This window comes from Pantoea sp. X-Soil-TKNS-1207 (assembly GCF_059730485.1).
In genome coordinates this window covers 1,285,481-1,304,391 of the sequence record NZ_AP035958.1, presented here as the reverse complement: position 1 = coordinate 1,304,391, position 18,911 = coordinate 1,285,481, and the positions used below count along the sequence as shown (strand labels likewise).

Below are 18,911 nucleotides of genomic sequence, written 5' to 3'. Positions count from 1 at the left end.
CACTGTAGCGCGTTTCATTTTGGCGCGCAGGAATCATTTGTGCCCTGTTTTTTGTCTCAGGACCGTTGCCAGGTGTAGACTGATTGCTTTGCAACTCCAGACGGAAAGAGTAATGAGCTACCGCGTAATCGCCCTTGACCTCGACGGCACCCTGCTGACCCCGCGTAAAACCATTCTGCCTGAATCCCTTGAAGCGCTGGCCCGCGCGCAGCAGGCTGGCGTCAAAGTGTTGATCGTCACGGGTCGCCACCATTGTGCCATCCACCCTTTTTATCAGGCGCTGAATCTGGATACACCCGCAATCTGCTGTAATGGCACCTATTTGTATGATTATCAGGCAAAAAAGGTGCTGGCATCCGATCCGCTGGAGCAATCACAGGCGGTACGCGTGATTGAAATGCTTGAGCAGCAGAATATCCACGGTCTGTTATATGTTGATGACGCCATGCTGTACCAGGAACCGACCGGCCATGTGACGCGCACCCTGAACTGGGCAGAATCCCTGCCGCCGCAACAGCGTCCGACCTTTTTGCAGGTACCGAGCCTGGTGCAGGCCGCCCATGATGCACAGTCGATCTGGAAATTCGCCCTCTCCCACCCGGACACCCGTGCGCTGCAACAGTTTGCCGAACAGACCGAAGCCGAGCTGGGACTGGCCTGTGAATGGTCATGGCACGATCAGGTGGATATCGCCCAGCGCGGCAACAGCAAAGGCAAACGCCTCGCGCAGTGGGTGGCGAGCCAGGGGCTGAGCATGAAAGACGTGCTGGCGTTCGGGGATAACTACAACGATCTCAGTATGCTGGAAGAAGTCGGTCTGGGCGTGGCGATGGGCAATGCCGATGACGCCATTAAGGCGCGCGCCAGAAAAGTGATTGGCACCAATCTGGAACCCGGCATTGCCGAAGTGATTTATCAGGAAATCCTGTAATCAGGCGGTGATCGACACGCTTTTAATCTGGGCATACAGCCACTGATCCGGCCGGATGCCCAGCTCATCCCGCGCCCACGGCGAGATGCGCGCCCACAGCTCGCTGATGCCAATGCGCAGCTTCACTTCAACCTGATCGTCAATCTCCAGCAGCTCCACCACCTGCGCAGGCAGGATATTGCGAATCGAGGTGTTTTGCGGCGGCTGCAATGCCAGCGAGACATCCGCCGACGCGATGCGAATGCGCAGCACGCTTTTCAGCGGCTGATTCACCCGGCTCACCCAGATATGCTGATCGCCCAGCGATAACGCGGTCATCGGATAGTCGGGATGCTGTTCCAGTACCTGCACGCGCAGCACGCTGGTCCGCTCGCTCAGCGGCAGCCACGGACGCATCGCCGCGCTGCTCCACACTTTCTCCAGCGAACCAAAGGCTTTGACCTGGCCGTTATCCAGCACCAGCACGTTATCCGCCAGTTGCAGGATCTCATCGAGGCTGTGCGAGACATACAGCAGCGGAATATCCACCTGCTTCGCCAGCTTTTGCAGGTAAGGCATCAGTTCGCGTTTGCGCGGCAGATCGAGTGAAGCCAGCGGCTCATCCATCAGCAGGATATCCGGCGCAGTCAGCAGCGCGCGACCAATCGCCACACGCTGTTTTTCGCCGCCGGACAGCGAACCGGGGAAGCGGCGCAACAGCGGCTCCAGCCCCAGCAGATTCACCAGACTATCGAACTGCGGCTTCATGCTGGCGGCCATGCCGTATTGCAGGTTGCCGCGCACGCGATAGTGCGGAAACAGGCGCGCATCCTGGAAAACATAACCGATATGGCGCTTCTCCGGCGGCAGACAGATCCCTTTTTCCGCCGCGAACAGGACGCGATCGTTAAGCTGGATCAGCCCGCGCTGCGGCCGGGTCAGACCCCCTATCGCATTGATCAGCGACGTTTTACCTGCGCCGGATACGCCAAAAATCGCGGTGATGCCGTTAGCCGGAATGCGAACATCGACATCCAGCTGATGGGTACCCAGTAATTGAGAAAAATTCAGCGTCAGCATCAGGCCCCCAACCGCTTACGGCCCCAGCGTGACAGCATCTCCGATGCCACCAGCGAGCACAGCGCCAGCACAATGGCGATCACGCACAGCCGTGCGGCCGCGCCTTCTGCGCCAGGGGTTTCAATCAGGGTGAACATCGCCAGCGGGATGGTGCGCGTTTCGCCGGGAATATTGGAAACAAAGGTGATGGTGGCGCCGAACTCGCCCAGCGAACGGGCAAACGCCAGCACCGTGCCGACAATGATGCCTGGCAGCGTCAGGGGTAAAGTTATGGTGAAAAACACGCGCCAGCGACCGGCGCCGAGGGTACGGGCGGCGTGCTCCAGTTTGGTATCCACCGCCTCCAGCGCCAGCCGAATGGCGCGCACCATCAGCGGGAAAGCAATCACCGCCGAGGCGACCGCGGCACCACGCCAGCTAAAGGCAAAGCTGAAGCCGAACCAGTCGTACAGCCATTCGCCGATAAAACCGCGTCGGCCCAGCGCAATCAGCAGCAGATAACCCACCACCACCGGCGGCAGCACCAGGGGCAGATGAATGATGCTATCGAGCAACGTTTTGCCCGGAAACCGGCAACGCACCAGAATCCAGGCCATCAGGATGCCAAACGGCAGGCTGCACAGCACCGCCACGCAGGATATTTTCAGGCTCAGAATCACCGCCTGCCATTCGGGATCACTCAGTATCATTTCTTCGGCGTAAATCCATACTGTTTAAAAATTGCGGCGGCATCCGGCCCCTGCAAATACTGGAAGAAGGCCTTCACCGGCGCGCTATCGCGATCTTTAACGATCGCCATCGGATACTCCACCGGCTTATGGCTGTCATCCGGGAAGCGACCGACTACCTGTACTTTCTTGCTGGCTACGGCATCGGAACCGTAGACGATGCCATAAGGCGCTTCGTTACGTTCCACCAGCGCCAGCGCGGCTCGCACGTTGTTCGCGCGCGCCATCACCGGCGATAAGCTGTCCCACGCGCCCAGCTTCTGTAACGCTTCTTTGGCATAGATCCCAGCCGGGACATGATCCGGGTCGCCCACCGCCAGACGCTCGCCCTTCAGCAGGCTTTTCCAGTCGGTCTGCGCATTGATGGTCACCGGTTTGGCGCTGACGCTGCTCGGCGCCACCAGCACCAGGTCGTTACCCAGCAAGGTATAGCGCGTGTTGTCGATCATGCTTTTCTTCTGCACCGCATCGTCCATCCACTGCTGATCGGCAGAGATAAACAGATCCGCCGGTGCGCCCTGCTCAATCTGGCGCGCCAGCGTCGATGACGAAGCGAACGACGAGACCACTTCAACCCCGGTTTTCTTCTGATATTGCGTGGCAATATCCTGCAACGCATTGGTCAGCGATGCGGCGGCAAACACGGTAATTTTATCTGCGGCCAGTGCCGGTGCGGTCAGCGAAAAGGACAGAACGGCAACGGCACCCCAGCGGTAATGTTTTGATAGCATTTTTAGCTCCTTGTTACGTTATATACGGAATACTACAACGCAAGCTTCGATGCTGTCATGAGCTTTATATCGGCGGGAAAAGCGGGAAGTTGAGAGCAAAACGCCCGCAAAAGCGGGCGTTGGGGGAAATCAGTGTTGTGAGCTGTTAGCGGGTCGATCGTCGCGACGGCCAAATTTAGAGATAACGTTAAACACTTCACCCAGGCCGTAAATCAGGCCCAGCATGATAGCCATCACAATCGGCACCATAATAATCGCTACGGCCAGGCTTTTTAGCAGGTCCAGCATGGAAACCTCACGCAGAAAATAAAAAAGTGATTGTAACGGTTAGGGAAAAAAGTGCACTCACCTTTTCGTGCTTTTACCTGACACCCTCATTACAATCAATTTGTTAACCTAAGGAGCTGACATGCAAGCTGAACTCTCTCTCCAAATTCGTTTGCAACAGAAGTTATTTGCCGATCCGCGGCGCATTGAGCTGCTGAAACGCATCAGGCAAACCGGCTCCATCAGTCAGGGCGCGAAACTGGCGGGTATCAGCTACAAAAGCGCCTGGGACGCCATCAACGAGATGAATCAGCTGGCGGATCAAACCCTGGTGGAGCGAGCCACCGGCGGCAAAGGCGGCGGCGGTGCGCTGCTGACGCGCTATGGCGAGCGGCTGCTACAGCTGTTCCAGCTGATGGAGCAGATTCAGCAGAAAGCCTTTGACGTGCTGCAAAACGACAGCCTGCCGCTCGATAGTCTGCTGGCGGCGATTGCCCGCTTTTCCCTGCAAACCAGCGCGCGTAACCAGCTTTTTGGTACGGTGCTGGCGCGCGATCATCAGCAGGTGGTGCAGCATCTGGAGGTGCTGCTGGCCGATGGCGTGACCCGGTTGCAGGTGGCGATCACCCAGCGCAGCGCCGAGCGTTTGCAGCTGGAAGCAGGTAAAGAGGTGCTGGTGCTGGTCAAAGCGCCGTGGGTGCAGGTCAGCCGGACAGCCAGCGACGCCGACTACGATAACCAGCTGGCGGTCAACATCACCACCATCGAACCCGGTGAGCAGGTAAGCGAAGTGCTGATGACGCTGCCGGGCGGAGAAATCCTGTGCGCCACGGTGCCCAACAGCCAGGTGACACAGCTGAATCTTCAGCCTGGCAATAGCGTCACCGCCAGTTTTAATGCCGAACATGCCATTATCGCGACACTGCTCTGAAATCCCGGCCATGATTTGACTTCATCGGCGACGCTCGCTACAACTGAGTGACACGATGCATAAAATGGAATAGATCATGGCTTCATTGCAAATTTCGCAAGGCACGTTTCGTCTTAGCGACACCCGAGTGCTGTCCCTCAATGATTTAACCCTCAACAGCGGTGAAAGCTGGGCCTTCGTTGGCGCCAACGGCAGCGGCAAGTCTTCACTGGCGCGCGCGCTGTCAGGTGAACTGCCGCCGGGTAAAGGCAGCGTCAGTCACAACTTTCGGCGTCCGACGCGTTTATCGCTGGAGCAGTTGCAAAAGCTGGTCAGCGAAGAGTGGGAGCGCAACAACACCGATCTGCTGAGCGAAGGCGAAGATGACACCGGCCGCACCGCTGCGCAGATCATTCAGGATGTGGTGCAGGATGAGGCGCGCTGCCAGGCGCTGGCGCAGCAGTTTGGCATCAGCTATCTGCTGGATCGCCGCTTCAAATACCTTTCCACTGGCGAAACGCGCAAGACGCTGCTGTGCCAGGCGCTGATGGCGCAGCCGGACCTGCTAATCCTCGACGAACCTTTTGATGGCCTTGATGTGCTGTCGCGTGCCAGCCTGACGCAGACCCTGAGCGACCTGCATCAGCAGGGCTATACCGTGGTGCTGGTGCTGAATCGCTTTGATGATATTCCTGATTTTGTCGGACAGGTGGGCGTGCTGGCGGAATGCACTCTGACGCACGTTGGCGAGCGCCGCGCGATTCTGGCGGAGGCGCTGGTGGCGCAGCTGGCGCACAGCGAAACGCTGGACGGGATGGCGTTGCCGGAACCGGACGCACCGGATCAGCTGCCGCAGCTGGCGGATGATGCCCCGCGCGTGATCCTGCGTAACGGCGTGGTGTCGTATAACGATAAACCGGTGATCAATGGGCTGAGCTGGCAGGTTAATCCGGGCGAGCACTGGCAGATTGTCGGCCCAAACGGCGCCGGCAAATCCACCCTGCTCAGCCTGGTGACCGGCGACCATCCGCAAGGTTACAGCAACGATTTAACGCTGTTCGGTATCCGCCGCGGCAGCGGGGAAACTATCTGGGATATCAAACAACATATTGGTTACGTCAGCAGCAGCCTGCACCTGGATTACCGGGTCAGCGTTAATGTGCGCACCGTGGTGCTCTCCGGCTTCTTTGATTCTATTGGCCTGTACCAGGCGGCGTCGGATCGGCAAAAATCGCTGGCGCGGCAGTGGCTGGCGCTGCTGGGAATGGATAACGCACTGGCCGATGCGCCATTCCACAGCCTGTCATGGGGCCAGCAGCGGCTGGTATTGATTGCCCGCGCGCTGGTGAAACATCCGGCACTGCTGATCCTTGATGAGCCGTTGCAGGGGCTGGACCCCATTAACCGCCAGCTGGTGCGTCGCTTTGTTGATGTGCTGATCGGCGAAGGCCGCACCCAGTTGCTGTTCGTGTCCCATCATGCGGAAGATGCGCCGCAGTGCATCACCCATCGCCTGAGTTTTGTCGCGCAGGACGGCGGCGGCTACGGTTATCAGCAGGAAGCGCTGCGTTAACAGCCCCCACAGGCCGCCATCGCACATGGGGTGCGGCCCTTCATAAGGTCGCCATTAATGGCGACCCTACAATGACGTCATACATGGGATTCGGTCATTAATACGGCCGACATCAATGGCGACCCGACAATGGCGTCATACATGGGATACGGTCATCAATGGCGACCCGACGCTGTAGGGTGCGCATTTATGCGCATCGGGTTCCAAATGTAACCGCTACCATTCCGTCGCCCACATATTCAGCAAACTCGCCTGATAACCCCACAAAATGAGAATCGTCACCTTGTGTAAACGATACCATTTATCCAGACTGGATCACGCTTTCAGTCTGGCCTTTGTGCTACTTTGATCGAAGTCATTTTTATCTGTTTGTCGTTTACCAGGATTCAACATGGAAAAATTCAACCCGGTCGATCACCCGCATCGCCGTTATAACCCGTTGATCAATCAGTGGGTGCTGGTTTCGCCGCATCGCGCTAAACGTCCGTGGCAGGGCGCGCAGGAAACCCCTGCGCTGGAAACGCTGCCCGCGCACGATCCCGATTGCTTCCTTTGCGCCGGTAACACCCGTATTACCGGCGATAAAAATCCCGACTATAAAAGCACCTACGTTTTCACCAATGACTTTGCCGCGCTGATGACCGATACGCCGGACGCGCCCGAGAGCGACGATGTGCTGATGCGCTGTGAAAGCGCGCGCGGCACCAGTCGGGTGATCTGCTTCTCGCCGGATCACAGCAAAACCCTGCCGGAGCTGCCGCTCAGCGCGCTGGAAGATATCGTGCGCACCTGGCAGACGCAAACCGCCGAACTCGGCCAGCACTATCCGTGGGTGCAGGTGTTCGAAAACAAAGGCGCAGCGATGGGCTGCTCCAATCCGCATCCGCACGGCCAGGTGTGGGCCAACAGCTTTTTACCTAACGAAGCGCAGAAAGAAGACGAAAACCAGCGCCGCTACTTTGCCGAAAAAGGCACGCCGATGCTGGTGGATTACGTGGCGCGTGAGCTGGAAGATGGCAGCCGCACGGTGGTGGAAACCGATCACTGGCTGGCGGTGGTGCCGTGGTGGGCAGCGTGGCCGTTCGAAACCCTGCTGCTGCCGAAGGCGCATATCAAACGTCTGACCGATCTCACCGACGCGCAGCGCACCGATCTGGCGCTGGCGCTCAAGCTGCTGACCAGCCGCTACGACAACCTGTTCCAGTGCTCCTTCCCCTACTCGATGGGCTGGCACGGCGCGCCATTTAACGGCGAAGCCAACGATCACTGGCAGCTGCACGCGCACTTCTATCCCCCGCTGCTGCGCTCAGCAACGGTACGCAAATTTATGGTTGGCTATGAAATGCTGGCCGAAACCCAACGTGATTTAACGGCGGAACAGGCAGCAGAGCGTCTGCGTTCTGTCAGCGATATCCATTTCCGCGAGGCGCAATAAATGTCATTAAAATCCATCACCCAACAGACGTTCGTTGAGACATTTGGTTATCAGCCGAGCCACAGCATTCAGGCGCCGGGACGCGTTAACCTGATCGGTGAACACACCGACTATAATGATGGTTTCGTGTTGCCCTGCGCGATCGATTATCAAACCGTGATTGCCTGCGCCAGACGCGAAGACCGTCAGGTGCGCGTGGTCGCCGTAGATTACGACAACCAGCAGGATAGCTTCTCACTCGATGCGCCTATTGAACCGCTAACAGAGCCGATGTGGGCCAATTATGTGCGCGGCGTGGTGAAACATCTGCAAAAACGCGATGCCAGCTTTGGCGGCGTGGATATGGTGATCAGCGGCAACGTGCCGCAGGGAGCGGGTCTGAGTTCTTCGGCGTCGCTGGAAGTGGCGGTCGGCACCGTGTTCCAGCAGCTGTGGCAGCTGCCGCTTGATGGTGCCGCCATTGCGGTGAACGGTCAGGAAGCGGAAAACCAGTTCGTCGGCTGTAACTGCGGCATCATGGATCAGCTGATTTCCGCGCTGGGCAAACAGGATCACGCCATGCTGCTGGATTGCCGTACCCTCGGCACGCGCGCGGTTTCCATGCCTGAGAATGTGGCGGTGGTGATCATTAACTCCAACTTCCGCCGTACTCTGGTGGGCAGTGAATACAATACCCGCCGCGAGCAGTGCGAAACCGGCGCGCGCTTCTTCAACAAACCGGCGCTGCGCGATGTCACGCTGGCGGAGTTTACCGCCGCAGAAGATCGGCTCGATCCGCTGGTGGCGAAACGTGTCCGTCACGTTATCACCGAAAACGCGCGTACGCTGGAAGCTGCGGATGCGCTGAGCGCCGGTGACCTGACACTTATGGGTAAGCTGATGGCGGAGTCCCATGCTTCAATGCGTGACGATTTCGAAATCACCGTGCCGCCGATTGATCAACTGGTAGAGATCGTCAAAGCTGAGATTGGCACCCGCGGTGGTGTACGCATGACCGGTGGCGGCTTTGGTGGCTGCATCGTGGCGCTGATGCCAACCGAGCTGGTGGATCAGGTGAAAGCGGCGGTGGCAGAGAAATACGAAGCCAAAACCGGTATCAAAGAGACCTTCTACGTATGCAAAGCCTCTGAAGGAGCTGGCCAATGGTAAAAGATGTGCAATCGCACGCACCGGACGGACAACCGTGGCGTATTACCGTGTTACGTAATCGCAACGGCATGGTGGTGACCTTTATGGACTGGGGCGCCACCTGGCTGTCGGCGCGTGTACCGATGCAGGATGGCACCGTGCGTGAAGCGTTGCTCGGCTGCGCTACACCGTCCGATTATCTGCATCAGGACGCTTATCTCGGCGCGACCGTCGGACGCTATGCCAACCGTATCGCTAACGCCACGCTCAAACCGCTCAACCTGGCGCTGGCCGCCAACCAGGGCGCGCATCAGCTGCATGGCGGGCCGGAAGGGTTCGACAAACGCCGCTGGCAGATCCTCAGCCAGAGCGAAAGCGAGGTGCATTATCGCCTCGATTCGCCCGATGGCGACCAGGGTTTCCCAGGCAATCTGATTGCCGATGTGCGCTATCACCTCGACGACGACAATTGTCTGTCGATCCAGTATGACGCCAGCACCGATAAGCCCTGCCCGGTCAACCTGACCAACCACGCCTACTTCAACCTTGATGCGCATCATGGCGATGCGCGCCAGCATCGCTTACAACTGCTGGCGGATCGTTATCTGCCGGTTGATAGCGCAGGTATCCCTAATGCGCCGCTGAAAGCGGTGGACGGCACCAGCTTCGATTTTCGTCAGCCGAAAACCGTCGCGCAGGACTTCCTCGCCGATGACGATCAACGCGCGGTAAAAGGTTATGACCATGCGTATCTGCTGAACACCGCAGGTGACAGCAGCCAGCCCGCCGCCCGACTCTGGTCGGCCGACGGCAAGCTAGAGCTGAGCGTCTTTACCGCGGCTCCGGCGCTGCAGTTCTACTCCGGCAACTACCTGGACGGAACGCGCGCCCGTGAGCAGGAGAGCTATACTGCTTTCCAGGGCATCGCCTTAGAGAGTGAATTTTTACCGGATTCGCCCAACCATACCGACTGGCCGCAGCCGGATTGCTGGTTACAGCCCGGCGACAGCTGGCAGTCCGTGACGCGTTATCGCTTCACCCCGCACTGACCAGCCGGATGAAAAACGCGCACTGCGTAAGCGACAGGCTTACGCCGTGCGATATTTTCCGCTATGGTATGGCGCTATTAGTGAACCACTTAATCGGGTGGTCGCAGCCGGTTTCAATAATCATCGAAACATTAAGGAGTTAAGCTATGGCCGTAACTAAGCTGGTTCTGGTGCGCCACGGCGAAAGCCAGTGGAATCAGGAAAACCGCTTTACCGGATGGTATGACGTAGATCTGTCCGACAAGGGTCGCACCGAAGCCAAAGCAGCCGGTCAGCTGCTGAAGAAAGAAGGTTTCGTTTTTGATTTTGCCTACACTTCCGTGCTGAAACGTGCCATCCACACTCTGTGGAACGTGCTGGACGAGCTGGATCAGGCATGGCTGCCGGTAGAAAAAACCTGGCGTCTGAACGAGCGTCACTACGGTGCGCTGCAAGGCCTGGATAAAGCAGAAACCGCTGCCAAATATGGCGACGATCAGGTTAAACAGTGGCGTCGTGGCTTCGCGGTAACGCCGCCTGAGCTGGATCGCAACGATGAGCGTTTCCCTGGCCACGACCCGCGTTACGCTTCACTGACCGATGCCCAGCTGCCGACCACCGAAAGCCTGGCGCTGACCATCGAGCGCGTGATTCCTTTCTGGAACGAGAGCATTCTGCCGCGTATCAAAAGCGGTGAGAAAGTGATTGTTGCCGCACACGGTAACTCCCTGCGTGCGCTGGTTAAATACCTCGACAATCTGAGCGAAGACGAGATCCTCGAACTGAACATCCCAACTGGCGTGCCGCTGGTGTATGAGTTCGACGAAAACTTCAAGCCGACCAAACGTTACTATCTGGGTGATGCCGACGAGATCGCAGCGAAAGCCGCAGCCGTCGCCAACCAGGGTAAAGCGAAGTAAAAAAGTAAGGCCAGACGCAAGTCTGGCCTTTCTCTTTATCGCGCGGGGTTTAACCCAACACGCTTAACCGCGACGTTGTTTAATCGCCTGTGCCAGCTGACGCAGCACTTTGTCGGTATCTTCCCAGCCGATGCAGGCATCGGTAACGCTTTTGCCGTAGACCAGCGGTTCACCGCTGTCGAGGCTCTGATTCCCTTCCACCAGGTTACTCTCCAGCATCACGCCGGTAATGCCCTGCTCGCCACCCGCAATCTGCTGCGCAACGTCTTCCGCCACCACCATCTGGCGCTGGAATTGTTTGCTGCTGTTGGCGTGGCTGAAGTCGATCATCACCTGTGGTGCCAGACCGGCTTTCTCCAGCCCGGTTTTCACCGCCGCCACATGATGCGCGCTGTAGTTCGGCTCTTTGCCGCCGCGCAGGATGATATGGCAATCTTCGTTACCGCTGGTTTCGACAATCGCCGAATGGCCATATTTGGTGACTGACAGGAAGCAATGCGGCGCGCTGGCGGCATTGATGGCGTCAATCGCCACTTTGATGGTGCCATCGGTACCGTTTTTGAAGCCAACCGGGCAGGAAAGGCCGGAGGAAAGCTCACGGTGCACCTGAGATTCGGTGGTACGTGCGCCAATCGCGCCCCAGCTCATCAGGTCAGCGACGTATTGCGGGGTGATCATATCCAGGAACTCACCCGCCGCAGGCAGGCCGGTGTCGTTGATATCCACCAGCAGCTTACGCGCCAGGCGCAGGCCGTCGTTAATCTGGAAGCTGCCATCCATGTACGGATCGTTAATCAGCCCTTTCCAGCCCACCGTGGTACGCGGCTTTTCAAAATAGACGCGCATCACCACTTCCAGCTCGCCACTCAGCTCATCACGCAGCTTAAGCAGACGTTCGGCATACTCTTTGGCCGCAGCGGTGTCGTGGATGGAGCAAGGCCCAATCACCACCAGCAGGCGGTCATCTTCGCCATGCAGAATACGGTGGATCGCCTGACGTGCATTGGCAACGGTCTGGGCGGCGTTATCAGTCGCGGGGAATTTCTCAAGCAGCGCAACAGGAGGTAATAACTCTTTGATTTCTCGGATGCGTAAATCGTCGTTCTGGTAATTCATGCTTATTCCATTCAATTTCTGGCCCGGCGCGCGCCGGACGCAACCCGTCCAATGTAGCCCGTCAGACTAGCGCTGTAAATTACCCACGCCGGGAAAGGGTATAAGTGAAATTTGCATTTATCTGGTTTTGAACTAAGCTTTTAATAGTAAGCACTGAGGAAAGTAGTGCTTTCGCTATTTATATTCAGACGACACATCTTCGATGGAATTATATTCCGTTGGGGTGCTTTGTTTTCGTCAAACCGCACCATCGGGTTTAAGACGGCAACTGTCCATTAATTACAGGAGCATAATGATGAATAAGTTTGCAATTATCTTTCTGACGGCAGCGATGACTCTGGGTAGTGGGGCAGCAATGGCGGCATCGGAAAATAACGGTACCACCAACCAGGCAGCAGATGCCGGTGCAGCGGCCGGTGGCGCCAAACAGAACCTGCCACCAAATAACGTGGATAACAGCAAAATTAATAACACTGACGTAAATACCAATAGAGCAGCAACATCGGGCGGTAGCAGTAGTCATATGTCCGCCAGCGAAATTGATAAAAACAGCCAGTGTAAAGACGGTAAATGTCCGAACATCAACAAAAAAGTCCACACCAAAAAAGGTGGTGGCCATGTGAATACCAAAACGGATGGTACCAGCCAGTAAGCTGATTTAACGTTGCCAGCCTTATCGGGCCGTCATTTTTATTAATGACGGCCTTTTGCTGCGTAGAATTGAGGAAATCTGTTGCAGGCATTCTCTCCGCCGGGGATGGCGGCGGGTATTGAGCAGGATGTCAGGGGATCCGATGACCCAGGCAAAGGTTCCGTGCTCAGGGTTTGCCGGGAATAACGTAAGCGCCCGATTCAATCAGGTAGCGCTCTGCGTTCTCGATTTTGCTGACCGCTTCGCGCCCATGCTTCGCCACCAGCATCGCCAGCAGGCACTCCGCCAGCCCCATGCCGGAGACCACCGAGGGGAAAAAGGATGGACTGTCGACGGAGAATAACAGGGAGCAATCCGCCGCCTGCGCCAGCGGAGAAACCGGCGAGTCGGTAATGGCGATAATGCGCGCACCGGCCTGCTTCGCCGCATGAAGCACATCCAGTGATTCGCGCGAATACGGGGCAAAGCTGGTCAGCAGGATGCAGTCGCGGGCGGTTAATTCGCGGGTAAACACTTCGATGTTGCTCGCGAGACCGTCGATCAGCGAGACCTGACGGTTGAAAAGCCGGTAAACGTAAAACAGCGACCAGGCGATAGGGAAACTGGCGCGAAAGCCGCAGATATAGACGCTGTCGGCCTCATCGAGTAACGCCACCGCCTGCTGCATCGCCTGCTGATTTTCAGCCTGGGTGAACGCCAGATTAGCCTGATGCGCCAGAAAGACTTCATCGTACAACGCCGGCTGCGTGCCTTTGGCGATCAGTTTTTCCGCTTTCGAGACATAGGTATCATTACGCAGGCCAAGATCGTCGATCATGGCATCTTTCAACTCTCCCCAGCCGTTATAACCGAGGCGCTGCGCGAGACGCAGCAGCGTGGCGGGCTTGACGCCTCCCTGGGCGGCAAACGCGCGCATCGACAACACCACCAGTTGATTGGCATGTTGCAGCGAAAACTCAGCAGCGCGCTGTAGCTCTGGCGAGAGCAGGCTGAACTGGCTGACAATATTTTCCCGAAGATTCATGGCGTTTCGTCATCATAAAAAATGGATACGGCAGTGCAGAATGCCGATGTTAGCACTCATACGTTCAATACTGGATGGCATAATGAATACTGCCCCCCTTTTCCGCTATGCTGAAGCAACGAAAACGAAAGGATAGGGTTATGGCTTCGCTGTTACTTATTGATGATCATCCGTTAGTTGAAGTCGCACTGGAGGCCGCCTGCGCCAAATCCCCCATTCCTCTGCACCTGTTCGCCGCCAGCGATGAAGCGCAGGCACGTCAGCTGTTGCAGCAACACGCCATCGACCTGGTGATTCTGGATATCGGTTTACCCGATAGCGATGGGCTGGAGCTGCTGCGCCGCCTGCGCGTGCGCCTGCCACAATGCCCGGTGCTGATCTACTCGGCGGAGCAGAGCCGTCACACCTTATTACGCGCGGCGTCACTCGGCGCGGCCGGTTACGTGGTGAAAAGCCAGAGCATGGCGCAGTTGCTGAGTGCCATCCTCGCGGTGCTGGGCGGCCAGCAGGCCTTTCCCGCCCTGCCCGAACGTATTGATCTGCCGCTGACGGAGAAAGAGCAGCAGATCGTCGCCCTGCTGGCGCGCGGCCTGTCAAACCTGCAAATCGCCGAACAGCTGCATATCAGCAACAAAACCGTCAGTACCCACAAGAAAAACATCCTTGAGAAAACCGGGGTGCACTCCGTGGTGGAACTGGCTGAACTGTGGAAAGCGCAGCAGTGAGGCGTCTGCTTTTTCTTTTCATCCTGCTGTTCACTGTCCTGGCGCATGCCGATTTACAGCCCGCCAGCAGCGTGATGCTGCCCGCGATGATGCCTGCCCCGCACAGTACGCCCTGGCCGACCGCCACCCTGCGCGTGGCGTTGCCCGCGCAAAACAGCGCGCCCTGGGCCATGCGCATCGGCGATCAAATCTGGGGCATCGATGCGGATTATCTCAGCGCGCTGAGCCAGCTCACCGGCACCCACTTTGTGCTGCAAAGCTATGCCGATCGCCATCAGCAGCTGGCAGCGCTGGCGCGGGGTGAGGTGGATCTGGTGCTGACCACCGAACACGCGCCGCTGCCCGCCGGGGTGCAGCTGAGTGACAGCTGGTACAGCAGCCCGGTGCGTATCTATCGCAACCGTGAAAATCAGCGCGCGGTGATGTTTAACAGCCACAATGCCCAGCTCACCATCGCCCAATCGACGCTGGCGCAGCTGCCGGACGATTTTGTCCATGCGCACCGCTGGCGCAGCTTACCGGGGGATTTGCAGGCGCTGTATGCGTTGTTCAATCAGCAAAGCGACTATCTGGTGGCGGATGAGGCCAGCGCGGGTTTTCTGCTTAGCCAGCTACAGCAGGGGCAGATTTACCAAATCACCGCCGATCCCGGCGCCGGGGAACTCAGCCTGCGGGCGATGGCGCGCGATCCGGCGCTGATCGCGTGGCTGAATCAGCAGCTGCGTCTGCTGCCTGCTGAGTTCAGCAACCGCGTCCGGCAACGCTGGAGTCCGCCGCTGCTGCGCTATCAGGACACGCAAACGCTGGTGCTGTCGGGCGCTGAGCAGCAGTGGCTGGCGCAGCATCCGCAGATCCCCTACGCCGCCGAGGCGGACAACGCGCCCTGGAGCTATCGCGACGCCAGCGGCAATGCGCGCGGCTTCGCTATCGATCTGTTAAACGCCCTGAGCCAAAGCACCGGCCTGCGCTTTACGCCGCGCTGGGTGAACAACCCGCAGCAGGCGCTGACCCTGCTGCAACAGCAACAGGTGATGCTGAGCGTGTTGCCGCCGCTGAGCGGCGAGAATGCCATGACGAACACCCTGCCGGTCTGGCGCGCCATCTGGGGGATTTACACCCTCTCTTCGCAGCAGCCGATGAACTGGCAGGGCTTGCAGGGGCAGCGCATCGGCGTGCTGCGCGCCGATCTGGCGCAGCGCATGTTGCCCGCCGAGGTTAATGTGCAGATCTACGACGATCGTGCCCAGCTGTGGCAGGCGCTAAGCAGCGGCCAGATCGCGGCGCTGGTGGATAATGTGCTGTCAGCGCGCTGGCGCATCGCCAGCCACGCGGGCAATCAGGTGCATCTGGCTTTTGCCGCCAGCGATATTGCCTGGCCGCTGGCGCCGCAGGTTAGCAATCGACAGCCGGTATTACGCGGCTTGCTCGATCGCGCGTTGCAGCAGATCCCGCCGGAAACCCTGAATCAGATGCGTGATAACTGGTCGATGCCGCCGCAACCCGGCACCACCATGACGATGCGCAATATCCCGCTGATGGTGCTGATCGCCGCCGGTGTCGCCATTCTGCTGCTGCTGGCATTGCTGGTGCGTCGTTACCTGCAACAACGGCGTGAACGGCTGCAACGCGAACAGGCGGAGCGCGCCAACGCGGCGAAAAGCCAGTTCCTTGCCACCGCCAGCCATGAGCTGCGCACCCCAATGCAGGCAATTCTCGGCTTACTGGAACTGGAGCAGCAGCAGCATCCCAGCCCACGGCTGGCGCTGATGCACAGCAGTGCACGGGCGCTGATGGCGTTGCTGAATGATTTGCAGGATCACGCGCGCATTGAAAACCACAGCTTCCGGCTGTCGCCGCGTCCGCTGCATCTGGCGCAGTGGCTTCAGCAGCAGCAGCAATTTTATCATCCGCTGATGCGTGAATCCGGCCCGCAGCTGCGGGTAGAGGCGCTGACCCCGCTGCCGGCGGCGGTGCTGCTGGATGGCGATCGACTGCAACAGGTGGTGAACAATCTGGTCGCCAATGCGCTGAAGTTTACCCGCGAGGGGGATATTCGTCTGACGCTGGCGGTGGACGATAGCCTCGTCCTGACCGTCGCCGACAGCGGCAGCGGCATCCCGCTGGCGGAGCAGGTGCAGCTGTTTGAGGCATGGTATCAGGCGCCCTCGGGCAAGACCCACGCGGTACAGGGCAGCGGCCTGGGTCTGTTTATCTGCCGCGAGATTGTGCAGCGCATGGACGGCACCCTGACGCTAACCTCGGCGCCCGGCGCAGGCACCACCGTTCAGGTGAGGCTGCCCCTGACGCTGGCCGACAGCGTACCGGAGAGCAACAGCACGGACTGGCCGCGCTACCCACATTTACGCGTAGCGATTGTCGACGACCATCCCACCAATCTGCTGGTGATGCAGCAGCAGCTGGCGAATTTTGCCATCCGCGCGGAGGTGTTCGATGAAGGACGGGCGTTACTGCGCGCCGACGCCCGGCAGCCGTTTGATGTGCTGTTTATCGACCAGATGATGCCGCGCCCCAACGGCCTCACGCTGCTACGAATTTTGCGGCGTCGCCAGCGTCAGCGCGGCAAACCGGCGCTGCGGGTGCTGTGTTCCGCCGATGCGCAGCTGGTGAAGCTGGCGCCCGAGGCGGATGAGGCGGTGCTGATTAAACCGATCACCCTGAGCGCCATCGCGCCGTTGCTGGCGCGCAGTGGAAAGGATGTGCTCGGTACGCTGGCGGAGAGCCTGCATATCCTGGCGCAGCATAACGACGCCTTTATTCCGCGCATCTGTCAGACGTTGCAGCGCACCCTGCAACAGGACCGCGATGCGCTGCTGGCCGCCAGTGACAGCCAGGACTGGCCTGCGGTGGCGCGCGCCGCGCACCGTATGAAAGGCAGCTGGCTGTTGCTCGGCATTGATGAGGTCGCGGCCCGTTGTCAGCAGCTGGCGGATGCCGCAAAACAGCACCGGCAGGAGCCAGACTCCCTCAATTTACTGATATCATTAACTAACAGGTTACTGAAACAACTGGAAAGTTATGGCACACACCCATTCTCACAGCGGGCATGATGGCAACCGTACGCGCCTGGCGGCGGCATTTGGCGTCACCGCCCTGTTTATGCTGGTGGAAGCGATTGGCGGCTGGATCTCCGGCTCGCTGGCGCTGCTCGCCGATGCCGGTCATATGCTCACCGATACCGCCGCCTTGTTGATGGCGCTGCTGGCGGTGCATTTTTCCCAGCGCAAACCCAATGCGCGCCACACCTTTGGTTTGCTGCGTCTCACCACGCTGGCCGCCTTTGTTAACGCCATCGTGTTGCTGGTGATTACCGTGATGATCGTCTGGGAAGCGCTGCACCGCTTTTATCAGCCGCAGCCGGTGGCGGGCGGGCTGATGCTGGGCATCGGCATTGCCGGTCTGCTGGCGAATATGTTCTCGTTCTGGCTGCTGCATCATGGCAGCGAGGAAAAGAATCTCAACGTGCGCGCTGCGGCGCTGCACGTACTGGGCGACCTGCTGGGTTCGGTCGGCGCCATCATCGCCGCGGTGATCATTATGCTCACCGGCTGGACGCCGATTGACCCGATTCTGTCACTGCTGGTGTCGCTGCTGGTGGTGCGCAGCGCCTGGGGGTTGCTGCGCGAAAGTTTGCATGAGCTGCTGGAAGGCGCGCCGTGCAATATCAATGTCGATAAGCTGAAGCGCGAGCTGACGCTGAATATCGCGGAAGTGCGCAATGTCCATCATGTGCATTTGTGGCAGGTGGGCGAGAAACCGGTGCTGACGTTACATGTGCAGGTGATCCCGCCTTACGATCATGACGCGCTGTTGCAGCGTATCCATCGTTATCTGCATCAGCACTATCAGATTGAACACGCCACCGTGCAGATGGAGTACCAGCCCTGTAACGGGCCGGATTGCGAACTCTGCTTTGACTCAGGCCACGCGCATCACCACCATCATTGAGAGGAGAGCGCGCGCGAGCCATGTTCGCGGGCGCTCTGCATCCACAGACGCGAACCATTTAACGCGATCAACGTCAGGATGGCGTACTCCAGCGACATGGCATACACCCCCTGACGGGCGAAAATCATCACGCTGATCACATTGATCACCACCCACAGCAGCCAGTTCTCGACGTATTTACGCGTCATCAGAATCATCGCCACAATCGACAGTACCATCATGCAGGAATCCCAGAACGGAAAGGCGTCCGGCTGCAATTGCGGCATCGCCACATGCAGACCCAGGCTCTGCATGATATTCACCGCGATGCGCGTCAGGAAGGCAAATACCGGGTCGATATACAGCGTCATCAGCGCAATGGCGATAATGCACGCGGCGGCCCAGCCCAGCGCTTTGGGCAGCGGCAGCCAGCGAATTTTCAGCTCAGCTTCCTGGGCGGCATTTTGCCGACTCCACGCATACCAGCCATAGACGTTGGCAACAAAGAAAAACAGTTGCAGCAGCAGGCTGGCATAGAGCTGGATCTGAAAGAAAATCACCGCGAACAGGGTGACGTTGATCAGGCCGAAGGGGTAGTTGATGATTTTTTCCAGACTGGCCAGCCAGATACACAGCAGGCCAGCCAGGGTGCCGACCGCTTCGATCCACGAGAGATCGTAACCGCCGACGCCGAGAGGAATATGAACCAGAATATTTTGCGTGCTAAAGAAATCCATAA

General features: G+C 58.5%; 18 protein-coding genes. 11 read left to right on the top strand and 7 right to left on the bottom strand.

Annotated features, from left to right (window positions below; translation table 11 throughout):
• Nucleotides 1-112 precede the first annotated feature (112 nt).
• Nucleotides 113-931 carry a pyridoxal phosphatase gene (locus tag AC6I8V_RS06015; protein ID WP_497844980.1) on the top strand — a complete coding sequence of 273 codons (819 nt, stop codon included), beginning with the start codon at nt 113-115 and terminating at the stop codon, nt 929-931.
• On the opposite strand, the gene modC is transcribed toward AC6I8V_RS06015, so the two are convergent.
• From modC to AC6I8V_RS05995, 4 genes are all read right to left on the bottom strand, one after another.
• A complete protein-coding gene (gene modC / locus AC6I8V_RS06010; RefSeq protein ID WP_497844979.1) occupies nt 932-1,990 on the bottom strand; it encodes a molybdenum ABC transporter ATP-binding protein ModC in 1,059 nt (352 codons plus the stop codon). It abuts the gene before it with no gap.
• A complete protein-coding gene (gene modB, locus AC6I8V_RS06005; RefSeq protein WP_497844978.1) occupies nt 1,990-2,679 on the bottom strand; it encodes a molybdate ABC transporter permease subunit in 690 nt (229 codons plus the stop codon). The genes modC and modB overlap by 1 nt, the downstream gene beginning before the upstream one ends.
• A complete protein-coding gene (modA, locus tag AC6I8V_RS06000; RefSeq protein ID WP_497844977.1) occupies nt 2,676-3,449 on the bottom strand; it encodes a molybdate ABC transporter substrate-binding protein in 774 nt (257 codons plus the stop codon). Before modA ends, modB begins: the two co-directional genes overlap by 4 nt.
• Before the next feature lie 129 nt (nt 3,450-3,578).
• Nucleotides 3,579-3,737 carry an AcrZ family multidrug efflux pump-associated protein gene (locus tag AC6I8V_RS05995; RefSeq protein ID WP_497844976.1) on the bottom strand — a complete coding sequence of 53 codons (159 nt, stop codon included), beginning with the start codon at nt 3,735-3,737 and terminating at the stop codon, nt 3,579-3,581.
• A 121-nt stretch (nt 3,738-3,858) separates the two neighbouring features.
• Between AC6I8V_RS05995 and modE the strand changes: the two genes are divergently transcribed.
• The 6 genes from modE to gpmA all read left to right on the top strand — a co-directional run bounded on the left by modE (nt 3,859) and on the right by gpmA (nt 10,710).
• Nucleotides 3,859-4,647, top strand: a complete 789-nt coding sequence (gene modE / locus AC6I8V_RS05990; RefSeq protein WP_497844975.1) for a molybdenum-dependent transcriptional regulator — start codon at nt 3,859-3,861, stop codon at nt 4,645-4,647.
• Between the two features lie 76 nt (nt 4,648-4,723).
• A complete protein-coding gene (modF, locus tag AC6I8V_RS05985) occupies nt 4,724-6,199 on the top strand; it encodes a molybdate ABC transporter ATP-binding protein ModF (RefSeq protein WP_497844974.1) in 1,476 nt (491 codons plus the stop codon).
• Nucleotides 6,200-6,590: 391 nt separating this feature from the next.
• Nucleotides 6,591-7,634, top strand: coding sequence for a galactose-1-phosphate uridylyltransferase (gene galT / locus AC6I8V_RS05980; RefSeq protein WP_497844973.1), 1,044 nt, complete (start codon nt 6,591-6,593; stop codon nt 7,632-7,634).
• Entirely contained in the window at nt 7,635-8,783 is a 1,149-nt protein-coding gene (gene galK / locus AC6I8V_RS05975; protein ID WP_497844972.1) for a galactokinase, read from the top strand.
• Nucleotides 8,777-9,811 (top strand): galactose-1-epimerase, encoded by a 1,035-nt coding sequence (galM, locus tag AC6I8V_RS05970; RefSeq protein ID WP_497844971.1) that lies wholly within the window; start codon nt 8,777-8,779, stop codon nt 9,809-9,811. The genes galK and galM overlap by 7 nt, the downstream gene beginning before the upstream one ends.
• 146 nt (nt 9,812-9,957) lie before the next feature.
• Entirely contained in the window at nt 9,958-10,710 is a 753-nt protein-coding gene (gpmA, locus tag AC6I8V_RS05965; protein ID WP_497844970.1) for a 2,3-diphosphoglycerate-dependent phosphoglycerate mutase, read from the top strand.
• Nucleotides 10,711-10,773: 63 nt separating this feature from the next.
• Here the strand turns inward: gpmA and aroG are convergent, their stop codons facing one another.
• Nucleotides 10,774-11,826 carry a 3-deoxy-7-phosphoheptulonate synthase AroG gene (aroG, locus tag AC6I8V_RS05960; protein ID WP_497844969.1) on the bottom strand — a complete coding sequence of 351 codons (1,053 nt, stop codon included), beginning with the start codon at nt 11,824-11,826 and terminating at the stop codon, nt 10,774-10,776.
• 292 nt (nt 11,827-12,118) lie between these two features.
• On the opposite strand from aroG, the gene AC6I8V_RS05955 reads away from it, so the two are divergent.
• Nucleotides 12,119-12,478: a YbgS-like family protein gene (locus AC6I8V_RS05955; RefSeq protein WP_497844968.1), complete on the top strand. Its 360-nt coding sequence runs from the start codon at nt 12,119-12,121 to the stop codon at nt 12,476-12,478.
• Nucleotides 12,479-12,644: 166 nt separating this feature from the next.
• On the opposite strand, the gene AC6I8V_RS05950 is transcribed toward AC6I8V_RS05955, so the two are convergent.
• Nucleotides 12,645-13,502, bottom strand: coding sequence for a MurR/RpiR family transcriptional regulator (locus tag AC6I8V_RS05950; protein ID WP_497844967.1), 858 nt, complete (start codon nt 13,500-13,502; stop codon nt 12,645-12,647).
• 140 nt (nt 13,503-13,642) lie between these two features.
• On the opposite strand from AC6I8V_RS05950, the gene AC6I8V_RS05945 reads away from it, so the two are divergent.
• Genes AC6I8V_RS05945 through zitB form a run of 3 tightly spaced genes read left to right on the top strand, consistent with a single transcriptional unit; the run spans nt 13,643 to nt 18,193 of the window.
• Entirely contained in the window at nt 13,643-14,227 is a 585-nt protein-coding gene (locus tag AC6I8V_RS05945) for a response regulator (protein ID WP_497844966.1), read from the top strand.
• Nucleotides 14,209-17,295, top strand: a complete 3,087-nt coding sequence (locus AC6I8V_RS05940; RefSeq protein ID WP_497844965.1) for an ATP-binding protein — start codon at nt 14,209-14,211, stop codon at nt 17,293-17,295. Before AC6I8V_RS05945 ends, AC6I8V_RS05940 begins: the two co-directional genes overlap by 19 nt.
• On the top strand, nt 17,264-18,193 hold the full coding sequence (gene zitB / locus AC6I8V_RS05935; protein ID WP_497844964.1) for a CDF family zinc transporter ZitB: 930 nt from the start codon (nt 17,264-17,266) through the stop codon (nt 18,191-18,193). The genes AC6I8V_RS05940 and zitB overlap by 32 nt, the downstream gene beginning before the upstream one ends.
• Here zitB and pnuC read toward each other — a convergent pair.
• Nucleotides 18,187-18,909 carry a nicotinamide riboside transporter PnuC gene (gene pnuC / locus AC6I8V_RS05930; RefSeq protein ID WP_497844963.1) on the bottom strand — a complete coding sequence of 241 codons (723 nt, stop codon included), beginning with the start codon at nt 18,907-18,909 and terminating at the stop codon, nt 18,187-18,189. The genes zitB and pnuC overlap by 7 nt on opposite strands.
• Nucleotides 18,910-18,911: the final 2 nt, after the last annotated feature.

Excerpts from the sequence above, each read along its gene's own strand:
- AC6I8V_RS06015 (WP_497844980.1), top strand. The coding sequence starts at position 113 with ATGAGCTACCGCGTAATCGCCCTTGACCTCGACGGCACCCTGCTGACC.
- modC (WP_497844979.1), bottom strand. The coding sequence starts at position 1,990 with ATGCTGACGCTGAATTTTTCTCAATTACTGGGTACCCATCAGCTGGAT.
- AC6I8V_RS05995 (WP_497844976.1), bottom strand. The coding sequence starts at position 3,737 with ATGCTGGACCTGCTAAAAAGCCTGGCCGTAGCGATTATTATGGTGCCG.
- galT (WP_497844973.1), top strand. The coding sequence starts at position 6,591 with ATGGAAAAATTCAACCCGGTCGATCACCCGCATCGCCGTTATAACCCG.
- aroG (WP_497844969.1), bottom strand. The coding sequence starts at position 11,826 with ATGAATTACCAGAACGACGATTTACGCATCCGAGAAATCAAAGAGTTA.
- gpmA (WP_497844970.1), top strand. The coding sequence starts at position 9,958 with ATGGCCGTAACTAAGCTGGTTCTGGTGCGCCACGGCGAAAGCCAGTGG.
- AC6I8V_RS05945 (WP_497844966.1), top strand. The coding sequence starts at position 13,643 with ATGGCTTCGCTGTTACTTATTGATGATCATCCGTTAGTTGAAGTCGCA.
- modE (WP_497844975.1), top strand. The coding sequence starts at position 3,859 with ATGCAAGCTGAACTCTCTCTCCAAATTCGTTTGCAACAGAAGTTATTT.
- modA (WP_497844977.1), bottom strand. The coding sequence starts at position 3,449 with ATGCTATCAAAACATTACCGCTGGGGTGCCGTTGCCGTTCTGTCCTTT.
- galK (WP_497844972.1), top strand. The coding sequence starts at position 7,635 with ATGTCATTAAAATCCATCACCCAACAGACGTTCGTTGAGACATTTGGT.
- galM (WP_497844971.1), top strand. The coding sequence starts at position 8,777 with ATGGTAAAAGATGTGCAATCGCACGCACCGGACGGACAACCGTGGCGT.
- modF (WP_497844974.1), top strand. The coding sequence starts at position 4,724 with ATGGCTTCATTGCAAATTTCGCAAGGCACGTTTCGTCTTAGCGACACC.
- AC6I8V_RS05955 (WP_497844968.1), top strand. The coding sequence starts at position 12,119 with ATGATGAATAAGTTTGCAATTATCTTTCTGACGGCAGCGATGACTCTG.
- AC6I8V_RS05950 (WP_497844967.1), bottom strand. The coding sequence starts at position 13,502 with ATGAATCTTCGGGAAAATATTGTCAGCCAGTTCAGCCTGCTCTCGCCA.
- pnuC (WP_497844963.1), bottom strand. The coding sequence starts at position 18,909 with ATGGATTTCTTTAGCACGCAAAATATTCTGGTTCATATTCCTCTCGGC.
- modB (WP_497844978.1), bottom strand. The coding sequence starts at position 2,679 with ATGATACTGAGTGATCCCGAATGGCAGGCGGTGATTCTGAGCCTGAAA.
- zitB (WP_497844964.1), top strand. The coding sequence starts at position 17,264 with ATGGCACACACCCATTCTCACAGCGGGCATGATGGCAACCGTACGCGC.